The sequence below is a fragment of the Paracoccus versutus genome (genome assembly GCF_000763885.1).
GTDB lineage: Bacteria > Pseudomonadota > Alphaproteobacteria > Rhodobacterales > Rhodobacteraceae > Paracoccus > Paracoccus versutus.
The window spans coordinates 20367-36106 of sequence record NZ_JRKO01000008.1; the positions used below are offsets into that span (position 1 = coordinate 20367).

Consider the following 15740-nt stretch of genomic DNA (forward strand, 5'->3'; position numbering starts at 1 on the left):
CCGGTGCCGGCTGCAGCACAGATAGAGGAGACTGCCGCCGCTTCGGGGCGCTAGGTTCTGTACTCACAGGCGGGCTGCCGTTTGGGAACGGTTCGTGCTTCGAGCGCCTTGCGGAGCTTGAATGGCACCTCTCGCGCTGAGGGACCGGGAACGGGCGCGGATTGCACCGCTTCTTCCTGACAAGCCTCGTGGCCTTGCGCAGACGAACGACCGGCGCGTCCTGAACGGGATCTTCTCCATCCTGCGGACAGGGCCGGCCCTGGCGCGACCTTCCCAAGCGCTACGGTCCATATACGACCGCTTACAACCAATGGGCCAAGGCGGGGCAACGCGCTACGACAAACTCGCCAAGGGATTCCTCGCAGCCGTCACAATCGCAGCCGCAAGACTGTGGTGCGGAATTATAAGTCCATTCCCTGGACAGGACCGGCTGGGGCCAGACACTTCTCCCGCTCTGTTTTCGCTTGCGGAGCTCTAACAGGCTGCTGAAAAAGTCCTTGCGACAGGACAGCGCGGGCGGGGAGCCAGGAAATCCGCCTCAAATTTGCCGAAAACACCCCATTTTCGGGCCGATATCAGCTGGCTCCAGAACGATTTCCGCTGCGTCGCCCTCTCAAAATCCTTTTTCAGCAGCCTGCCAAGCGAGACCCGTGGCGGGCCTTGGCGGGCAGGAACGGCGAAGCCGGTGTCGGCTGCGGCACTGGCAGCGAACCTTGCCACGGCTTCTTGGTGCATGGAAAGATTGGCAGGGCCGGGCACCTCTGCCGCTCGGTTCTCGCACGCGCCGCGCGAAGCGATGCCCGGCGCACGCCCCGGCGGGCAGGAACAGCGGGTCCGATGGCCATCAGAGGCCGTCGGAGCAGATGCATGTGGCGCGCCCGGGCAGGAACGATTGCATGAGTTTCCAGAAATCCCTTTGGCGTGATGCATGTCGCGCGCGCCCACGGGCAGGAACGAGCGGGCGACATGAACGCCCTGCCGACTGCGGCGATGCCTGTCGCCCGCCCTCGGGGGCAGGCACGGCCGAGCGGGGCGGGCGGCGCAGGTGGCGGACCTGCCGCGGGCTTCCTGCCGGGCTCGGCCCATCGGGCCGGCGGCGCGTTCCCGCCGGCGCCTATCCGGCCTGCGCCTCGACCCCGGCCAGGACGCCGTCGATGATCGCGCCGGCGGTCTCGACCGTCGCGGCCAGCCGCTCGGCCAGTTCCTCCAGCGAGGCCGTGCCGGTCTCGCGCAGCAGGAAGGCCTGCCCGCCCTTGCCCAGGTTGTCCATGTCCAAGGGCTTTTCGGTCAGCAGCCGGCCGGCGCATTGCAGGCTCCACAGGAAGCGCCGGGCCGAGGCCAGCCTTTCGCCATCCTCGCGCCCGACCAGCCCGATCCGAGGGCCGGTGCGCAACTGCGCCTGCACCGCGCGCGCGGCCGAACCGGCCCGCAGCGCGAAACATTGCGCCAGCAGCTCGATGTCCTGCAACCGGCCGCGGCCGATCTTGGCCTCCCAGGCGCCATCCGGGGCCTTGGCGGCGAAGATGCGGGCCCGCATCCCGGCCAGATCCGGCATCACCCGCGGGTCCGTGCCGCGGGTTTGCAGCACCTCGACCCGCAGCGCCTCGACCTCCTCGGCCAGCGCGGCGGCATCGGTGCCGCAGGTGCCGATCACGCGGGCGCGGGTCAGCGCCAGATGCTCCCAGGTCCAGGCCTCGGTCATCTGGTAGTCGCGAAAGCTCTGCACCGAGGTCGCCACCGGCCCCTGCCGCCCCGAGGGGCGCAGCCGCATGTCCACCTCGTAAAGCCGCCCGGCCGAGGTCGGCGCCGAGAGCGCGGTGATCACCGCCTGGGTCAGCCGCGCGTAATAGGCCCGCGTCGCCAGGGGTTTCGGCCCCTCGGACGCCTCTTGCCCGGCGGCGTCGTAGATCACGATCAGGTCCAGGTCCGACGAGGCGTTCAGCTGTCGGGCGCCCAGCGAGCCCATGCCCAGCACCACCGCCCCGCGACCCGGCGGCGGTCCGTGGCGGCGGGCGAATTCGGCCGCGACGACCGGGAACAGCGCGGCGACCGCGGCATCGGCGACATCGGCATATTGCCCACCCGCCTCCTCGGCGCCGATCAGGCTGCGCAGGTGATGCACGCCGATGCGGAACTGCCCCTCGTGCGCCCAGCGCCGCGCGGCGTCCAGCGCCTGTTCGTAGCCGCCGCCGGGCGCGGCCAGCGCCGCATCCAGCACCTGGTCCAGCTGGCGGCGCAGGGCGGCCGCGCCGGGCCAGGCCGCAAAGAAGCTGCCGGCCAGCACCCCGTCCAGCACCTCGGGGTGGCGGGCCAGATAGGCCGCCAGCCCCGGCGCCGTGCCGCAGATGTCGGCGATCAATTCGATCAGCTGCGGATTGGCCTCGAAGAGCGAGAAGAGCTGCACCCCGGCCGGCAGCCCGGCCAGGAAGGCGTCGAACCGCGCCAGCGCCTCTTCGGCATGGGCGGCGGCGGTCAGCCGGGTCAGCAGGTCCGGCTCGATCCGGGCAAAGACCTCGCGCCCGCGGGCCGAGCGCAGCGCGGGATAGCTGCGCCAGCGCTCCACCATCGCCTCGGCCTCGGGGGACAGCGCCGGGCGGGCCCGCTGCTCGCCGGGGGCGAAGAAATCGCCGGTCAGCGCCTCGACCCGCGCCAGGCGGGTGGCCAGGCGCGCCGACCAGGCGACGGTGTCGCCCTCGCCCATCATGCGGGCGATGGTGTCCAGCCCCTCGGCCGAGGTGGGCAGCGAATGGGTCTGTGCGTCGTTCACCATCTGGATGCGATGCTCGATCTCGCGATGCTCGCGGTAATGCGCGGTCAGCTCCTGGGCCACCTCGGGCGGCACCCAGCCCTTTTCGGCCAGCCGCGCCAGCCCCTCGACCGTGCCGCGCAGGCGCAGGTCGGGGTCGCGGCCGCCGGCGATCAGCTGGCGGGTCTGGGTGAAGAACTCGATCTCGCGGATGCCGCCCTGGCCCAGCTTCATGTTGTGGCCCGGCACCTCGATGCGGCCGTGCAGCCCCTTGTGGTCGCGGATGCGCAGCCGCATGTCGTGGGCGTCCTGGATGGCGGCGAAGTCCAGGTGCCGCCGCCAGACGAAGGGGCGCAGCTCGCGCAGGAAGCGCGCGCCCGCCGCCAGGTCGCCGCCGCAGGGCCGCGCCTTGATATAGGCGCTGCGTTCCCAGGTGCGGCCCTCGGCCTCGTAATAGGCCAGCGCCGCCGAGATCGAGATGCAGACCGGCGTCACCGCCGCATCGGGCCGCAGCCGCAGGTCGGTGCGGAAGACATAGCCCTGGTCGGTGTTGTCCGAGATCGTCGCCGCCGCCTTGCGGGTGGCGCGGATCAGGGCGGCGCGGGCCTCATACTGGTCGTCGGGATCATAGGCGCCGTCGTCGTAAAGCACGATCAGGTCGATGTCCGAGGAGTAGTTCAGCTCTGCCGCGCCCATCTTGCCCATGGCGAGCGCGACGATGCCGCCGGCTTCGGCCCCGGTCGGGGGCAGCTTGCCGCGCGCCTGCTCGGCCGCGACATGGGCGCGCAGGGCCAGGTCCGTGGCGCGGTCGGCCAGGTCGGTCAGCGCGCCCGTTACCCGTTCCAGCGGCCAGACGCCGCCCAGGTCGGCCAGCGCCGTCCACAGCGCCACCCGCCGCTTGGCGCGGCGCAGCGCCGGGCCGAGGGCATCGGCGGAAAGCGTCTCGAACCCCGCCGTCTCGCGGGCGACGACATCCCCGGGCGCCAGCGCGCCGGGCAGCCAGTCGGCCTCGCGCTCGATCAGCCCAGCCAGGTAGGGGCTGCAACCGGCGGTGCCGCGGATCAGATCGCCCAGCCGGGGATCGGCGATCCCGGTCGCTTGCAGCGCGGAAAGGCCGCGGGCGGGGTCGGCGGGGATGGGCAGGCGGGTGATGCGGGCGGCGAAATCCATGGCCGCAGCCTAGCCGCAGCCGGCGCCGCGTCAATGCCGCGCGAATGGACCGAGAGGTTCAATTCTTGCGGTTTTCCCTGCTTGGCGCGGGGTGCAACTGTTGCTAGGCTCGGCCCAAGAGCAATCCACAACGCAGCCCCGACCGCCGCCAATGCGCGCCGAGATGAGAGTGACCCGACCGCAGCATGCGCCGCCAGGCGCGGCGCGCCCCAGACGCCGGGGGCGCGGCTGATGCGGCACAGCCTGCCTCATGCGCCGCAATTCTATGTGACGGCGCCGCAGCCCTGCCCCTATCTGCACGGCCGGGCCGAACGCAAGCTGTTCACCGCGCTGACCGGCGATTCGGCCAACGAGCTGAACAACGCCCTGTCGCGCCAGGGCTTCCGCCGCTCGCAGAACGTGCTTTACCGGCCCAGCTGCGAAAGCTGCGTGGCCTGCATGTCGGCCCGCATCCGGGTGTCCGAGTTCCAGCCCTCGCGCACGCAGCGCCGGATCGCGCGCAGGAACGTGCATCTGCGCCGCCTTGCCACCAGCGCCTGGGCGACCGAGGAACAGTATGAACTGTTCCGCGCCTATCTGGACGAACGCCATGCCGACGGCGGCATGGCCGACATGGACATCTTCGAATTCGCCGCGATGATCGAGGAGACGCCGGTGCGCACCCGCGTCATCGAATATCGCACGCACCAGGGCGACAGCAGCGAGATCCCGCCGCCGCCCGGCAGCGACCGGCTGGTCGCGGTCTGCCTGACCGACGTGCTGGATGACGGGCTGAGCCTGGTCTACAGCTTCTATGACCCGGCGCTGGAAAGCGCGAGCCTGGGCACGCATATCATCCTGGACCATATCGATCTGGCGCGCAGCGCCGGCCTGCCCTTCGTCTACCTGGGCTATTGGGTGCCCGGCAGCCGCAAGATGGACTACAAGGCGAAATTCTCGGCGCTGGAGATCTACAAGGGCGGCGTCTGGCAGCCGATCGGCGACCCGGCGCAGCACACGTCGGACATCCACCCCCTGTCCATCGACCCCATCGTCGAGCAGGTGGCGCGGATCAACCTGCCCTCGAACCGGAAATGATTACCGAAAAGCCGGCGTCTTGGTAAGAATATTTCAAGAATTTGCGGCACCGGGTCATTTTCTTGGACAATCGCCATTGACCGCGCCTCGCCGCACCCATAGTTTTCCGCGTCGCAGCGGGGCGGCTGTCCCCGCCGCGTTTTTGTTCAGAGATGGAGAATGGGCATGTCCCGACAGATGACGGGTGCAAGGATGGTTATCGAGGCTCTGCGCGATCAGGGCGTCGATACGGTATTCGGCTATCCGGGCGGGGCGGTACTTCCCATCTATGACGAGATTTTCCAGCAAAACGACATCAAGCACATCCTGGTCCGCCACGAACAGGGCGCCGTCCACATGGCCGAGGGCTATGCCCGCTCGACCGGCAAGCCGGGGGTGGTGCTGGTCACGTCCGGTCCCGGCGCGACCAATGCCGTCACCGGGCTGACCGACGCGCTGATGGATTCGATCCCCATCGTCGTGCTGACCGGGCAGGTTCCGACCTTCCTGATCGGCACCGACGGCTTCCAGGAGGCCGACACCATCGGCATCACCCGCCCCTGCACCAAGCACAACTGGCTGGTGAAAGAGACGGACGAGCTGGCGGCGACGATCCACAAGGCCTTCCACATCGCCACCTCGGGCCGTCCGGGGCCGGTGCTGATCGACATTCCCAAGGACGTGCAATTCGCCACCGGCGAATATGTCGGGCCCAAGCAGATCGAGACGCCCAGCTACCAGCCGGCGAAGAAGGGCGACCTAGCCACCATCACCCGGCTGGTCGAGCTGATGGAGACGGCCGAGCGGCCGATCTTCTATACCGGCGGCGGCGTCATCAACTCGGGCCCCGGCGCCAGCCAGCTGCTGCGCGAGCTGGCGGATGCGACGGGCTTTCCCGTCACCTCGACGCTGATGGGGCTGGGGGCCTATCCGGCCTCGGGGTCGAAATGGATCGGCATGCTGGGCATGCATGGCCTTTACGAGGCCAACATGGCCATGCACGATTGCGACCTGATGATCGCGGTGGGGGCGCGCTTCGACGACCGCATCACCGGGCGGGTCGCGGATTTCAGCCCCGGCTCGGTCAAGGCGCAGATCGACATCGACCCCAGCTCGATCAACAAGGTGATCCATGTCGACCTGCCCATCGTCGGCGATGTCGGCCATGTGCTGGAAGACATGCTGAAGGTCTGGAAGGCCCGCGGCCGCAAGACCAATCCCGAGCCGCTGCGGGCATGGTGGGCGCAGATCGAGCAGTGGAAGGCGCGCAACTGCCTTGCCTATCGCAACTCGGACAAGGTCATCAAGCCGCAGCACGCCTTGCAGCGCCTTCAGGCGCTGACCGCCGCGCGCAAGCCCTATTTCACCACCGAGGTCGGCCAGCATCAGATGTGGGCGGCGCAGTTCCTGCATTTCGAGGATCCGAACCACTGGATGACCTCGGGCGGGCTGGGGACGATGGGCTATGGCCTGCCCGCCTCGATCGGGGTGCAGGTCGCCCATCCCGAGGCGCTGGTGGTCAACGTCGCCGGCGAGGCGTCCTGGCTGATGAACATGCAGGAAATGGCGACCGCCGTGCAGTTCCGCGCGCCGGTCAAGCAGTTCATCCTGAACAACGAGCGCCTGGGCATGGTCCGGCAATGGCAGCAATTGCTGCATGGCGAGCGCTACAGCCAGAGCTGGTCGGAAAGCCTGCCCGATTTCGTCAAGCTGGCCGAGGCCTTTGGCTGCGGCGGGCGCACGGTTTCGGACCCGGCCGACCTGGACGCGGCGATCCAGGAGATGATCGACTATGACGGCCCGTTCATCCTGGACGTGCTGGTCGAAAAGCACGAGAACTGCTTCCCGATGATCCCCTCGGGCAAGCCGCATAACGAGATGCTCTTGGGCGAGGCATCGACCGAAGGCGCCATCACCGGCGCCGGCGCGGCCCTGGTCTGAGGTTAGGAGAAGAACATGGCGGCACTGAACATCCAGAAGGGCGCATCCAGCCATTCGGCCTATGACCTGCGCGACCCCAACGCCCAGACCATCGAAAGCCACACCCTCGCGGTGCTGGTCGAGAACGAGCCGGGCGTGCTGGCGCGCGTGATCGGCCTGTTTTCCGGGCGCGGCTACAATATCGACAGCCTGACCGTGGCCGAGGTGGACCACCTGGGCCACCGCTCGCGCATCACCATCGTCACCCGCGGCACCCCCGCGGTGATCGAGCAGATCAAGGCGCAGCTTGGCCGCATCGTGCCGGTGCATGATGTCCACGACCTGACCGTCGAGGGCCCCTGCGTCGAGCGCGAGCTGGGCCTGTTCAAAGTCACGAGCAAGGGCGACAAGCGGGTCGAGGCGCTGCGGATCGCCGAGATCTTCCGCGCCAGCGTGGTCGATTCGACCCTGGAGAGCTTTGTCTTCGAAATCACCGGCACGCCCGAGAAGCTGGACGCCTTTGCCGAGTTGATGCGGCCCCTGGGCCTGTCGGACCAGGCCCGGACCGGCGTCGCCGCGCTGGCGCGCGGCGCCTGACGAATCAGCGGGCGGCCGCCAGTCTCAGCGGCCGCTCTTGCGCCTCGCCTTCGCGGTTCGAAATCACCCGCAGCACCGGGCGGGCCGGTTCGGGTTTTTCGCCCATGTCCCGCAGCAGGCTGGGCAGTTCCGACCGCTTGTTGCCCCCGACGATGCTGACGAAGCGGGCATGGCGCAGCTCGGCCTGCATTTCGATCTCAAGCTCGACCAGGTCGCCCGCCTCGGGCCATTCCGTTTCGACGAACAGGTTTTCCCTGCCCTGCAGATAGGCCAGGGCGCCATGATCCTCGCACCAGATCACGGCCTTCTCCTTGGCTGGACTGCTCCATAAAATAACCCCGATCATGAAAGCTCCTAAAAGACAAAGCCGCCCGGCAATAAGGACGTGACCCAACCCAAGCGGGAAACTATCGGCAATTTCTCGCCTATGAAAGCAATTTCTGGCGGAACCGTTCAGTTTGAGGGGGAATCGGCAGGCAAATTGATCTTTTACGGTTGCGACCTGCCTGAATTTCAGCTTTTTCACGAGAAAACAAACTGTTCCGTCTAGTCTTCGGCCGATGCAGCAGCGCAACGGCGGCCGCTCTATCGCACCCGGCCCGCCCGGTAATCGGCCACGGCCCGCGCAACCTGCCCCATGCGGGCGCTGCGCGACGGGTGGGTGCCCAGAATTTTATCACCCGGATCGGGGATGCGGGCGAAAAACAGCGCGCCGTGTTCGGGATCGAAGCCGGCGTTCAGGGTGATGATCGCGCCCAGGTAATCGGCCTCGAGTTCCCAGTCCTTCGAATAGTAGCGGGCGCCGAACTGGGCGCCGAAATCCTGCGCGGTGCGAATCGCCTCGGGATCGCCGCCATAGGCGCTGGCCAGCCCGCCCAGGATCACCGCGCCCACGGTCGCGGCGCCGGTCTTGCGGCTGATATGGCCCAGGATGTGGTGGCTCGCCTCGTGCCCGATGACGAAAGCCAGCTCGTCGGCATTGCGCGCCTCGCCGATCAGCGACAGGGTGAAGCCGATGATCGGCCGGCCGCTGGGATCGACGGTCTGGAAGGCGTTCGGCTCCAGCCCCGCGCGGTCGTCGACGACGAACTGGAAATCGCAGTTGATCGGCTGGGTGCGCCGCTGCAGGCATTCGCGTTCCACCGCCGGCTCCATGCGGCTGACCACCGAGACGAAGGTGCGCGCCGAGGCCGAGGCATTGGCCGGCGTGTCCGGGGCGGGCGTGATGATGACATCCGGCCCGCCGGGCTGCGGCACCCCCGGCTGCGGCACGGGCGCGGCGACACAGCCCGCCAGCACCAGCACGACCGCCGCCACCGCCTGCCATGTCCTCATCATCTGCCGCCCTCGCCTGCCCGTGTTCGCGCCACTCTAGCCGCGGCGGCCGCCCCGCGCCAAGCCCCGGACTTGCCCCGGCCGCAATATCACGCGATTGTCGGGGAAAGCCGAACGGGAAGGATCCCCGATGTTCACCATCGAGCATGATTTCGACGCGACCGTCATCACCCTGATCGACGAATTGCCACAGGCCGAGATCGGTTCGCGCCCGCTGAACGAGGATGTGGTCATCCACAGCTTCGACGACCGCGTCGTGGTCGAGCAATTCGACCCCGACACCGGCGAGCTGGCGCAGATCGTCCTGACCATCGAGCAACTGGAGGAACTGCGCGCCGCGCTGAACCTGCCCGAGGGCAACTATCGGTTGCAACGCGGCTAGCCAGGCGGTCCGGCTAGTCGATGCGGAACAGCTTGTCGCGTGCCGTGGCGCCGCGGACCAGCACCAGCCGCGACTTGGCCACCCCCAGCGCCTTGGCCAGCAGCTTGACCACCGCGGCATTGGCCTTGCCGTCCTCGGGGACCACGGTAACGGTGACGCGGATCGCCTCGCCGTCCAGGATCACCGCATTGCGCGAGGCGCGCGGGGTGACGCGCACCGCGATTTCGGCACCGGGCCGGGCAAGATGGCTAAGGTCTGTCATGCCCCTTTCAAGCCGGGCGCGGCGAAAAAGGCAATGCCGGCTGGTGCCGGCGGGCCGGCGCGGCTATCTGATGGCCAGGACATGCGCGAACCCGACGAGGACCGAATGGAATATGCCGATCCCGCCACCCTGGCCTTCCTGGCCAGCCGCCGCTCGCACCCGCCGAAACTGCTGGCCGGCCCGCCCCCCTCGCGCGAGGCGCTGATGGAGCTGCTGGAACTGGCCGCCCGCGTGCCCGACCACGGCAAGCTGGAGCCCTGGCGCTTTGCCGTGCTGGAACGCGCGACGCTCGACCGGCTGGCCCCGGTGCTGGCCCGGCACGTGCTGGACCAGGGCGGGGACGAGGCGGCGGCGGAAAAGGCCCGCTCGGCCTTTGGCTCGCCGGTGATCGTGGCGGTGGTCTCGGCCCCGGTCGAAAGCCCCAAGGTGCCGGAATGGGAACAGTTCCTGTCCGCGGGCGCCGTCTGCCTGGAGCTGGTGAACGCGGCGCTGGCGGCGGGCTACGGCGCCGCCTGGCTGACCGGCCCGGCGGCCGAGGCGGATTTCGCCCGCGCCCATCTGGGCCTGGCCGAGGGCGAGCGGATCGTCGGGCTGGTCCATATCGGCCGGCGCGGGCCGACCCCGCCCGAGCGTCCGCGCCCGGACGTCGCGGTCAAGACCACCTTCCTGTGATGGTGCTGCGGGCGCTGATCCTGGCCTGGGGCGACCTGCTGCGGCCGCGCATCTTCGGCGTGGTCGCGCTTGGCGTGGCGCTGACGCTGGCCTTGTTCCTGGTGTTGCAGGCCGGCGCCTTCTGGGCGATCCGCGCCTTTGCCCCCGAGGCGCTGACCCTGCCCTGGATCGGCGCCGTGCCGCTGGCGCCCGCGCTGTCCTGGGGCTCGCTGCTGCTGTTCCCCTTGATGAGCATCTTCCTGATGACCCCGGTCGCCGCCGGCTTTTCAGGTCTGTTCGCCGAGCGCGTCGCCGAGGCGGTCGAGGAGACGCATTATCCCGCCGCCAAGGGCCTGCCCGTCGATTTCTGGGACGGGCTGTGGGAATCGCTGGCGGTCATGGGCGCGGTGATCGCGGTCACGCTGGTGACGCTGGCGCTGACGCCCTTCCTGGGCCCGCTGGCCTCGCTGCTGTTCTATGGCGGCAACGGCTGGCTGCTGGGGCGCGAGTTCTTCCAGATGGCGGCGCGGCGCCACCTGCACGAGCCGCAGGCGACCGCCCTGCGCCGCAGCCTGGCCATGCAGGCGACGGCGCTGGGGGTGCTGATCGCGGCGCTTCTGACGGTGCCGGTGCTGAACGTGGTCGTCCCGGTGCTGGCGGCGGCGGGGTTCACCCACCTCTACCATCTCAGCGCGTCCAGGCCTCGAGGTCGGCGCGGGTGATGACGCCGGCGATGATGACATAGGCGATCACGCCCCAGATCAGCCCGGCGATCAGCGTCGCCCACAGCGCCTTCTTCTTCAGCTTGGGCTCGTGCGGGGCGCCGGCGGGGGTGCCGGGCGTCACCTGCCCGACATCGGCCTGGCTTTGCTGGCCGATCGGCAGCAGCACGAACAGCACCAGGAACCACAGCACGGCGTAAAGGACGATGCCCCCGGTCAGGCTCATCAGACCTGCTCCAACTCGATCAGGCAGCCGTTGAAGTCCTTGGGATGCAGGAACAGCACCGGCTTGCCATGGGCGCCGATCTTGGGCTCGCCATTGCCCAGGACGCGCGCGCCCTCGGACTTCAGCTTGTCGCGGGCGGCCAGGATGTCGTCGACCTCGAAGCACATGTGATGGATGCCGCCCGAGGGGTTCTTTTCCAGGAAGCCCTTGATCGGGCTGTCCTCGCCCAGGGGATAGAGCAGCTCGATCTTGGTGTTCGGCAGCTCGATGAAGACGACGGTGACGCCATGGTCGGGTTCGTCCTGCGGCGGGCCGACCTTGGCGCCAAGGCTGTTTTCATATTGCGCCGCCGCGGCCTTCAGGTCGGGCACGGCAATGGCGACATGGTTCAGGCGTCCGATCATCACTTCCTCCGTCATTTGCGCCCTTCTAAGGCCAGAGCCCAGCCGGGGAAAGGAAAACAAACCGCCGTTAACCGCTTCTTAGGGAAAACGCGCAATCCTTGGGACAGTTGGTGATTCCCAGTTAGGATTTTGCGAGATGGAACAGGAAAGCATCGGTGCGGAAGACTTTCCCACCTGGCGGGCCGTCCTGCCGAACCGGCCGCTGGCCGGGCTGACGGTGCTGGTGGTCGAGGATTCGCGCGTCGCCTCCGAGGCGGTGCGGCTGCTGTGCCTGCGTTCGGGCGCGCGCATCCGGCGGGCCGACTGCATCCGCTCGGCCCTGCGGCATCTTCAGACCTATCGGCCGGGGGCGGTGATCGTGGACATGGGCCTGCCCGACGGCGACGGCGCCGACATGATCGCCACCATCGCCCGCGCGATGCCGCGGGTGCCGGTGATCCTGGGCATCTCGGGCGATCCGGCCAGGCGCGAGGCGGCGATCCGGGCCGGCGCGGACGGTTTCCTGGCAAAGCCCGTCGAAAGCCTGGCGCTGTTCCAGGAGGCGATCCTGGCCGCCCTGCCGCCCGACGCGCGGCCGCAAGGGCTGCGCGCCCTGCCCGACGACATGATCGCCGCCGACCCCGAGGCGCTGCGCAACGACCTGGCGCATGTCGCCGACGTGCTGGCGCAGGCCGACGACACCGCCGCCATCGACTATATCTCCCGATTCCTGGCCGGGGTAGCCCGCTCGGCCCATGACCGGATGCTGGAGGATGCGGCGACCACGCTGGCGCGCGACCACGCGCAGGGCCGGGCGCTCGCCACCGACCTGGCGCGGATCAGCGGGTTGGTGCAGGACCGGCTGGCAAGCGCGCGGATCTCGTAGGCCCTAGCCCGCGGTCAGCGCCGACAGGCTTTGCCGCTGGCGTCCCTGGGCATCGAAATTGCCGGGCGCGAGCCATGCCTGGTGCGCACGCGCCAGGGCGGGCCAGTCGCGGTCGATGATCGCATACCAGGCCGTGTCGCGGTTGCGGCCCTTATAGATCATATGCTGGCGGAAAATGCCCTCGAAGACAAAGCCATAGCGCAGCGCCGCCCGGCGCGAGGGGGCGTTCAGGGCGTCGCATTTCCACTCGACCCGGCGATAGCCGGCCTCGAAGGCCCAGCCGATCATCAGCGAAATCGCCTCGGTCGCGGCGGGGCTGCGCTGCATCGGCGGCGCGATCTCGATATGGCCGATCTCGATCACCCCATTGGCCGGGTCGATGCGCAGGAACGAGGCAAGCCCGCCCACCTTGCCGGTCGCGCGGTCGCGCAGGGCATAGAAATACGGGTCCGCCTTGGCCGCCATCCCGGCCTGCCAGGCGCGATAGGCCGGCAGGTCGGCGAAGGGGCCATAGCCCAGGTAATCCCAGACCCAATCCTGGCCCCGGTTGGCCGCGAACAGATCCTCGGCATGGCGGTCGGGGTCCAGACGCTCCAGCAGGACATGGCGGCCCTCGATCCGGTCGGGACCGGGCGGGGGCGGCGGCACGAAGCCCGCGACCAGGGGCCCGGTCGGCCGCGGGCCGTCGCCCTGGGCAAAAGGCGCGGGCGCGCGGTCGGGGTGATGCTGGGACATGGGCAGGGCTCCGGCAAGGGCTCAGGCCAGCATCCCCGGATCGCCGCCAAGGTCAAGGCCGGGAAAGATCTCGCGCTCCAGCCTGTCGCGCCCGATGCCGAACAGCCCATGCATGGCCCAGGCGGCATAGGCGCGGATGTCGCGCGTGGGCATCAGGTCGCGGCCGGCGTAAAGCTGGTCCTCGCCCAAGCCCGGCCAGTCGCCAAAGGCGCGCCCGCCCCGGATCGCGCCGCCCGCCATCAACAGCGCGCCGCCGGTGCCGTGATCGGTCCCGCCCGAGCCGTTCTCGCGCACGGTGCGGCCGAATTCGGTCATGGCCAGCACCGTGGTCCGGCCCCAGTTCGGCCCCAGCCCCTCGCGCAGCTTCAGGATCGCCGCCGCCAGCCGGTCCAGCCCCCGGCCCAGCACGACGGGCTGGTTGGCATGGCTGTCCCAGCCGGCAAGGGAAAAGGCGGCGATGCGGCTTTCGGCGTTCAGCCGGCTGGCGGTAAAGGCGGCCAGCGCCTCGGCATCGGCGGTCGGGCCTGGCATCTTGCCCAGGTCCGAGGTCTCGGCGCTGATCTGCACCGCGTCCTGCGCGGCATCGCGAAACAGCGGGTCGTCGTGATAGACATGCTCCAGCAGCATCTGCGCCTGCGGCGACAGCTTCAGCCAGGCCCGCGGCGCCCAGCTGAGATGCGCGGCCTTGCCGGTCAGGATCTTCATCTGCTCGACGCCGACCGAATAGGCGGTCTCGGCCGTGGCGCCGGGCGTCGCCTGCAACAGCCGGTTCAGCCAGCCGCCCACCCGCCGGTCCACCGGCAGGTCGTTGCCGGTCCCCGCCTCCAGCAGGTCCTGGCCGTCGAAATGGCTGCGCTTGTCGCGATAGGGGGTCGAGACGGCATGGGCAAAGGCCAGCTCGCCCTTTTGCCACAGCGGCAACAGCGGCTCCAGCCGCGGATGCAGCGCATAGAAGCCGTCGAGGTCCAGCGCGCCGTTTTCCGGCCCGACCGAAAGGTTGCGGCGCAGCTTGGCCAGCATCGGGTCGCCATAGGGCTGGATCGCATCGAGCCCGTCCATGGCGCCGCGCAGGATGATGACGACCAGCCGGTTCTCGCCCGGAAGCGCGGCGAAGGTCATGGAACTCATCAACGGATGCGCCGCGGCCGAGCAGCCGATCAGCGCCGCCCCCTTCAGAAACAGGCGCCGGTCCAGTGTCAGCATCTGCCTACCCCTCCTATCGCCGGTTGAAATCGCCCGAGGCGAGGATCAGCGCCACGCCCTCGGCCGCCGATTCCGCCTTGGGCACGGCCCAGGCCAGTTCCGCCGACTGCGTGCCGCCGAAAGCCGAGACCAGCATCTCGCGCGGGTCGGGCAATTCGTCCAGCAGCAGGCGGGGAATGCGCAGCGACCAGTTGATCCGCGCGGCCAGCGTCTGCGCCGCGATCCAGGCATCGGCCGTCTCGGGCCAGCCGTCGGGGCCCTTGGGCCGGCCCCAGGGCTGGCCCATGGCCTCGAGCGGGCCCCAGGCGATGCGGCGGAACACGGGCAGCTCCAGCCGGGCGATCCCTTCGCCGCGGATGCCCAGCGCCCTGAGCCCGGCCACGCAGAAATCGAAGGGCTGGCGCACCTTCTGCCGCAGGCCGGAGGCCAGGTCGGGATGGCTGGCCAGCACGCGATAGACCTGCGGCAGGTCGCCGTCCGTGTCGCGCCAGGTGGCCGCCATGGCCTCGACCAGATCCTCGGACGGGTCGTCCGCGACGAAATGCACCGCCAGCTTGCGCGACAGGTGCCGCGCGGTCTCGGGCCGGCGGGCGATGTCGCGAAAGGCGTCGCGGATGGCGTCGAGCCCGTCGCGCCGGCCGCCGCCATAGGCCCGGCCCAGCACCGTCTCGGCCCCAGGCTCGGCCCAGGGCGGGCGAAAGGCGAAGCCCGACCGATGCGAAAAGCTGAGCCCGGTCAGCAGCTCGGCCAGTTCGCGCACGTCCTCTTGCTCATAACCGGCGCCCACGCCCAGCGAATGCAGCTCCAGCGCCTCGCGGGCGAGGTTCTCGTTCAGCCCGAAATTGCGGTCCGGGCGGCGCCGCGCGACGGGCGAGCCCGGCCCGCGGCTGGAGATCTGGTCCAGATAGACCAGCATCATCGGATGGGTGTCGGCGGCGAAGAACATGTCCTCGAACCGGCCGTTCACATGCGGGCGGATCGCCTCGTCCACGAAGGCCAGCGCCAGGGCGTTGTTCATCTTGTCCGTCGCGCGGACGGTGAAATGGTCGGCCCAGAACTGCACCAGCCTTTCGCCGAAGCCGATCGGGTCGTCCAGGGCGCGGATCACCCGGCGGCGCAGGCCCTCGACCGGCAGGTCGCCGAGCTGGCGCTCGGCCTCCTGCCCCTCGGGCGGCTCGGGCCGCCCCTCGCGCCGGGCGAGGCGGACATCGCGAAACCGCGTCGCAAGGGCGCTGGCCTTTTCGGTGGTCATCGCCTCGGGGCCAGGACCGGCGCTTGCGGGACCGGCCAGAACCGCCTCGACATCGGCGGGCGGCGGCATCAACGGCGACAGACCAAAGCCCAGCCGGATCGCCGCCAGTTCGGGAAATCCAAAGCTCATGCAATCATCCCTTGCAGGGGAAATCGCCCCCATGCGCAGGTTATGGCACGGCCTCGGCCCGAGGTCAGTTCACGCTTTCTTCAGC

At 69.3% G+C, this 15740-nt stretch carries 16 protein-coding genes and 1 pseudogene; 8 read left to right on the top strand and 9 right to left on the bottom strand.

Annotation, left to right across the window (positions count from 1 at the left end; genetic code table 11):
• Nucleotides 1-121: 121 nt before the first annotated feature.
• A pseudogene (locus tag IT40_RS28365) lies at nucleotides 122-326 on the top strand (transposase); the annotation flags it as partial.
• 788 nt (nucleotides 327-1114) lie between these two features.
• Here IT40_RS28365 and IT40_RS04675 read toward each other — a convergent pair.
• On the bottom strand, nucleotides 1115-3916 hold the full coding sequence (locus tag IT40_RS04675) for a [protein-PII] uridylyltransferase family protein (protein ID WP_036751280.1): 2802 nt from the start codon (nucleotides 3914-3916) through the stop codon (nucleotides 1115-1117).
• A gap of 231 nt (nucleotides 3917-4147) precedes the next feature.
• Here IT40_RS04675 and IT40_RS04680 point away from each other — a divergent pair, with 231 nt between their 5' ends.
• The 3 genes from IT40_RS04680 to ilvN all read left to right on the top strand — a co-directional run bounded on the left by IT40_RS04680 (nucleotide 4148) and on the right by ilvN (nucleotide 7489).
• Nucleotides 4148-4993, top strand: a complete 846-nt coding sequence (locus IT40_RS04680) for an arginyltransferase (RefSeq protein ID WP_036751281.1) — start codon at nucleotides 4148-4150, stop codon at nucleotides 4991-4993.
• Nucleotides 4994-5158: 165 nt separating this feature from the next.
• Nucleotides 5159-6913: an acetolactate synthase 3 large subunit gene (locus IT40_RS04685; RefSeq protein WP_036751420.1), complete on the top strand. Its 1755-nt coding sequence runs from the start codon at nucleotides 5159-5161 to the stop codon at nucleotides 6911-6913.
• A gap of 15 nt (nucleotides 6914-6928) precedes the next feature.
• The gene (ilvN, locus tag IT40_RS04690; RefSeq protein ID WP_028712010.1) at nucleotides 6929-7489 is read left to right on the top strand and encodes an acetolactate synthase small subunit; all 561 of its coding nucleotides are present in this window, start codon (nucleotides 6929-6931) and stop codon (nucleotides 7487-7489) included.
• Between the two features lie 4 nt (nucleotides 7490-7493).
• On the opposite strand, the gene IT40_RS04695 is transcribed toward ilvN, so the two are convergent.
• Both IT40_RS04695 and IT40_RS04700 read right to left on the bottom strand, forming a co-directional pair.
• Entirely contained in the window at nucleotides 7494-7835 is a 342-nt protein-coding gene (locus IT40_RS04695) for a hypothetical protein (protein WP_036751282.1), read from the bottom strand.
• 239 nt (nucleotides 7836-8074) lie between these two features.
• Nucleotides 8075-8827 (bottom strand): M48 family metalloprotease, encoded by a 753-nt coding sequence (locus IT40_RS04700; protein WP_036751284.1) that lies wholly within the window; start codon nucleotides 8825-8827, stop codon nucleotides 8075-8077.
• Nucleotides 8828-8954: 127 nt separating this feature from the next.
• On the opposite strand from IT40_RS04700, the gene IT40_RS04705 reads away from it, so the two are divergent.
• Nucleotides 8955-9206 carry a hypothetical protein gene (locus IT40_RS04705; protein WP_036751286.1) on the top strand — a complete coding sequence of 84 codons (252 nt, stop codon included), beginning with the start codon at nucleotides 8955-8957 and terminating at the stop codon, nucleotides 9204-9206.
• A gap of 13 nt (nucleotides 9207-9219) precedes the next feature.
• Here IT40_RS04705 and IT40_RS04710 read toward each other — a convergent pair whose 3' ends face one another.
• Nucleotides 9220-9468 carry a DUF167 domain-containing protein gene (locus IT40_RS04710; protein ID WP_024843098.1) on the bottom strand — a complete coding sequence of 83 codons (249 nt, stop codon included), beginning with the start codon at nucleotides 9466-9468 and terminating at the stop codon, nucleotides 9220-9222.
• Nucleotides 9469-9573: 105 nt separating this feature from the next.
• Here IT40_RS04710 and IT40_RS04715 point away from each other — a divergent pair, with 105 nt between their 5' ends.
• Nucleotides 9574-10140 (top strand): nitroreductase family protein, encoded by a 567-nt coding sequence (locus tag IT40_RS04715; protein WP_036751422.1) that lies wholly within the window; start codon nucleotides 9574-9576, stop codon nucleotides 10138-10140.
• Nucleotides 10140-10841 (top strand): EI24 domain-containing protein, encoded by a 702-nt coding sequence (locus IT40_RS04720; protein WP_036751287.1) that lies wholly within the window; start codon nucleotides 10140-10142, stop codon nucleotides 10839-10841. The genes IT40_RS04715 and IT40_RS04720 overlap by 1 nt, the downstream gene beginning before the upstream one ends.
• Here IT40_RS04720 and IT40_RS04725 read toward each other — a convergent pair.
• Both IT40_RS04725 and mce read right to left on the bottom strand, forming a co-directional pair.
• Complete coding sequence (locus IT40_RS04725) at nucleotides 10807-11067, bottom strand: DUF1467 family protein (RefSeq protein ID WP_036751289.1); 261 nt, start codon at nucleotides 11065-11067, stop codon at nucleotides 10807-10809. The two genes, IT40_RS04720 and IT40_RS04725, sit on opposite strands and share 35 nt — an antisense overlap.
• Nucleotides 11067-11471 carry a methylmalonyl-CoA epimerase gene (gene mce, locus IT40_RS04730; protein ID WP_036751424.1) on the bottom strand — a complete coding sequence of 135 codons (405 nt, stop codon included), beginning with the start codon at nucleotides 11469-11471 and terminating at the stop codon, nucleotides 11067-11069. Before mce ends, IT40_RS04725 begins: the two co-directional genes overlap by 1 nt.
• 136 nt (nucleotides 11472-11607) lie before the next feature.
• Between mce and IT40_RS04735 the strand changes: the two genes are divergently transcribed.
• On the top strand, nucleotides 11608-12336 hold the full coding sequence (locus IT40_RS04735) for a response regulator (RefSeq protein WP_036751291.1): 729 nt from the start codon (nucleotides 11608-11610) through the stop codon (nucleotides 12334-12336).
• A gap of 3 nt (nucleotides 12337-12339) precedes the next feature.
• Here the strand turns inward: IT40_RS04735 and IT40_RS04740 are convergent, their stop codons facing one another.
• From IT40_RS04740 to IT40_RS04750, 3 genes are read right to left on the bottom strand one after another with little or no spacing between them, the layout of a single operon-like run.
• Nucleotides 12340-13071 carry a GNAT family N-acetyltransferase gene (locus tag IT40_RS04740; RefSeq protein WP_052095749.1) on the bottom strand — a complete coding sequence of 244 codons (732 nt, stop codon included), beginning with the start codon at nucleotides 13069-13071 and terminating at the stop codon, nucleotides 12340-12342.
• A 21-nt stretch (nucleotides 13072-13092) separates the two neighbouring features.
• Complete coding sequence (locus IT40_RS04745) at nucleotides 13093-14274, bottom strand: DUF1501 domain-containing protein (protein WP_036751293.1); 1182 nt, start codon at nucleotides 14272-14274, stop codon at nucleotides 13093-13095.
• 13 nt (nucleotides 14275-14287) lie between these two features.
• Complete coding sequence (locus IT40_RS04750) at nucleotides 14288-15655, bottom strand: DUF1800 domain-containing protein (RefSeq protein ID WP_036751295.1); 1368 nt, start codon at nucleotides 15653-15655, stop codon at nucleotides 14288-14290.
• Between the last annotated feature and the right edge of the window lie 85 nt (nucleotides 15656-15740).

Bases quoted from the DNA above. Each gene is read 5' to 3' on its own strand.
- IT40_RS04735 (WP_036751291.1), top strand. From the start codon at position 11,608: ATGGAACAGGAAAGCATCGGTGCGGAAGACTTTCCCACCTGGCGGGCC.
- IT40_RS04705 (WP_036751286.1), top strand. From the start codon at position 8,955: ATGTTCACCATCGAGCATGATTTCGACGCGACCGTCATCACCCTGATC.
- IT40_RS04695 (WP_036751282.1), bottom strand. From the start codon at position 7,835: ATGATCGGGGTTATTTTATGGAGCAGTCCAGCCAAGGAGAAGGCCGTG.
- ilvN (WP_028712010.1), top strand. From the start codon at position 6,929: ATGGCGGCACTGAACATCCAGAAGGGCGCATCCAGCCATTCGGCCTAT.
- IT40_RS04725 (WP_036751289.1), bottom strand. From the start codon at position 11,067: ATGAGCCTGACCGGGGGCATCGTCCTTTACGCCGTGCTGTGGTTCCTG.
- IT40_RS04700 (WP_036751284.1), bottom strand. From the start codon at position 8,827: ATGATGAGGACATGGCAGGCGGTGGCGGCGGTCGTGCTGGTGCTGGCG.
- IT40_RS04675 (WP_036751280.1), bottom strand. From the start codon at position 3,916: ATGGATTTCGCCGCCCGCATCACCCGCCTGCCCATCCCCGCCGACCCC.
- IT40_RS04740 (WP_052095749.1), bottom strand. From the start codon at position 13,071: ATGTCCCAGCATCACCCCGACCGCGCGCCCGCGCCTTTTGCCCAGGGC.
- IT40_RS04745 (WP_036751293.1), bottom strand. From the start codon at position 14,274: ATGCTGACACTGGACCGGCGCCTGTTTCTGAAGGGGGCGGCGCTGATC.
- mce (WP_036751424.1), bottom strand. From the start codon at position 11,471: ATGATCGGACGCCTGAACCATGTCGCCATTGCCGTGCCCGACCTGAAG.
- IT40_RS04720 (WP_036751287.1), top strand. From the start codon at position 10,140: ATGGTGCTGCGGGCGCTGATCCTGGCCTGGGGCGACCTGCTGCGGCCG.
- IT40_RS04715 (WP_036751422.1), top strand. From the start codon at position 9,574: ATGGAATATGCCGATCCCGCCACCCTGGCCTTCCTGGCCAGCCGCCGC.
- IT40_RS04685 (WP_036751420.1), top strand. From the start codon at position 5,159: ATGTCCCGACAGATGACGGGTGCAAGGATGGTTATCGAGGCTCTGCGC.
- IT40_RS04680 (WP_036751281.1), top strand. From the start codon at position 4,148: ATGCGGCACAGCCTGCCTCATGCGCCGCAATTCTATGTGACGGCGCCG.
- IT40_RS04750 (WP_036751295.1), bottom strand. From the start codon at position 15,655: ATGAGCTTTGGATTTCCCGAACTGGCGGCGATCCGGCTGGGCTTTGGT.
- IT40_RS04710 (WP_024843098.1), bottom strand. From the start codon at position 9,468: ATGACAGACCTTAGCCATCTTGCCCGGCCCGGTGCCGAAATCGCGGTG.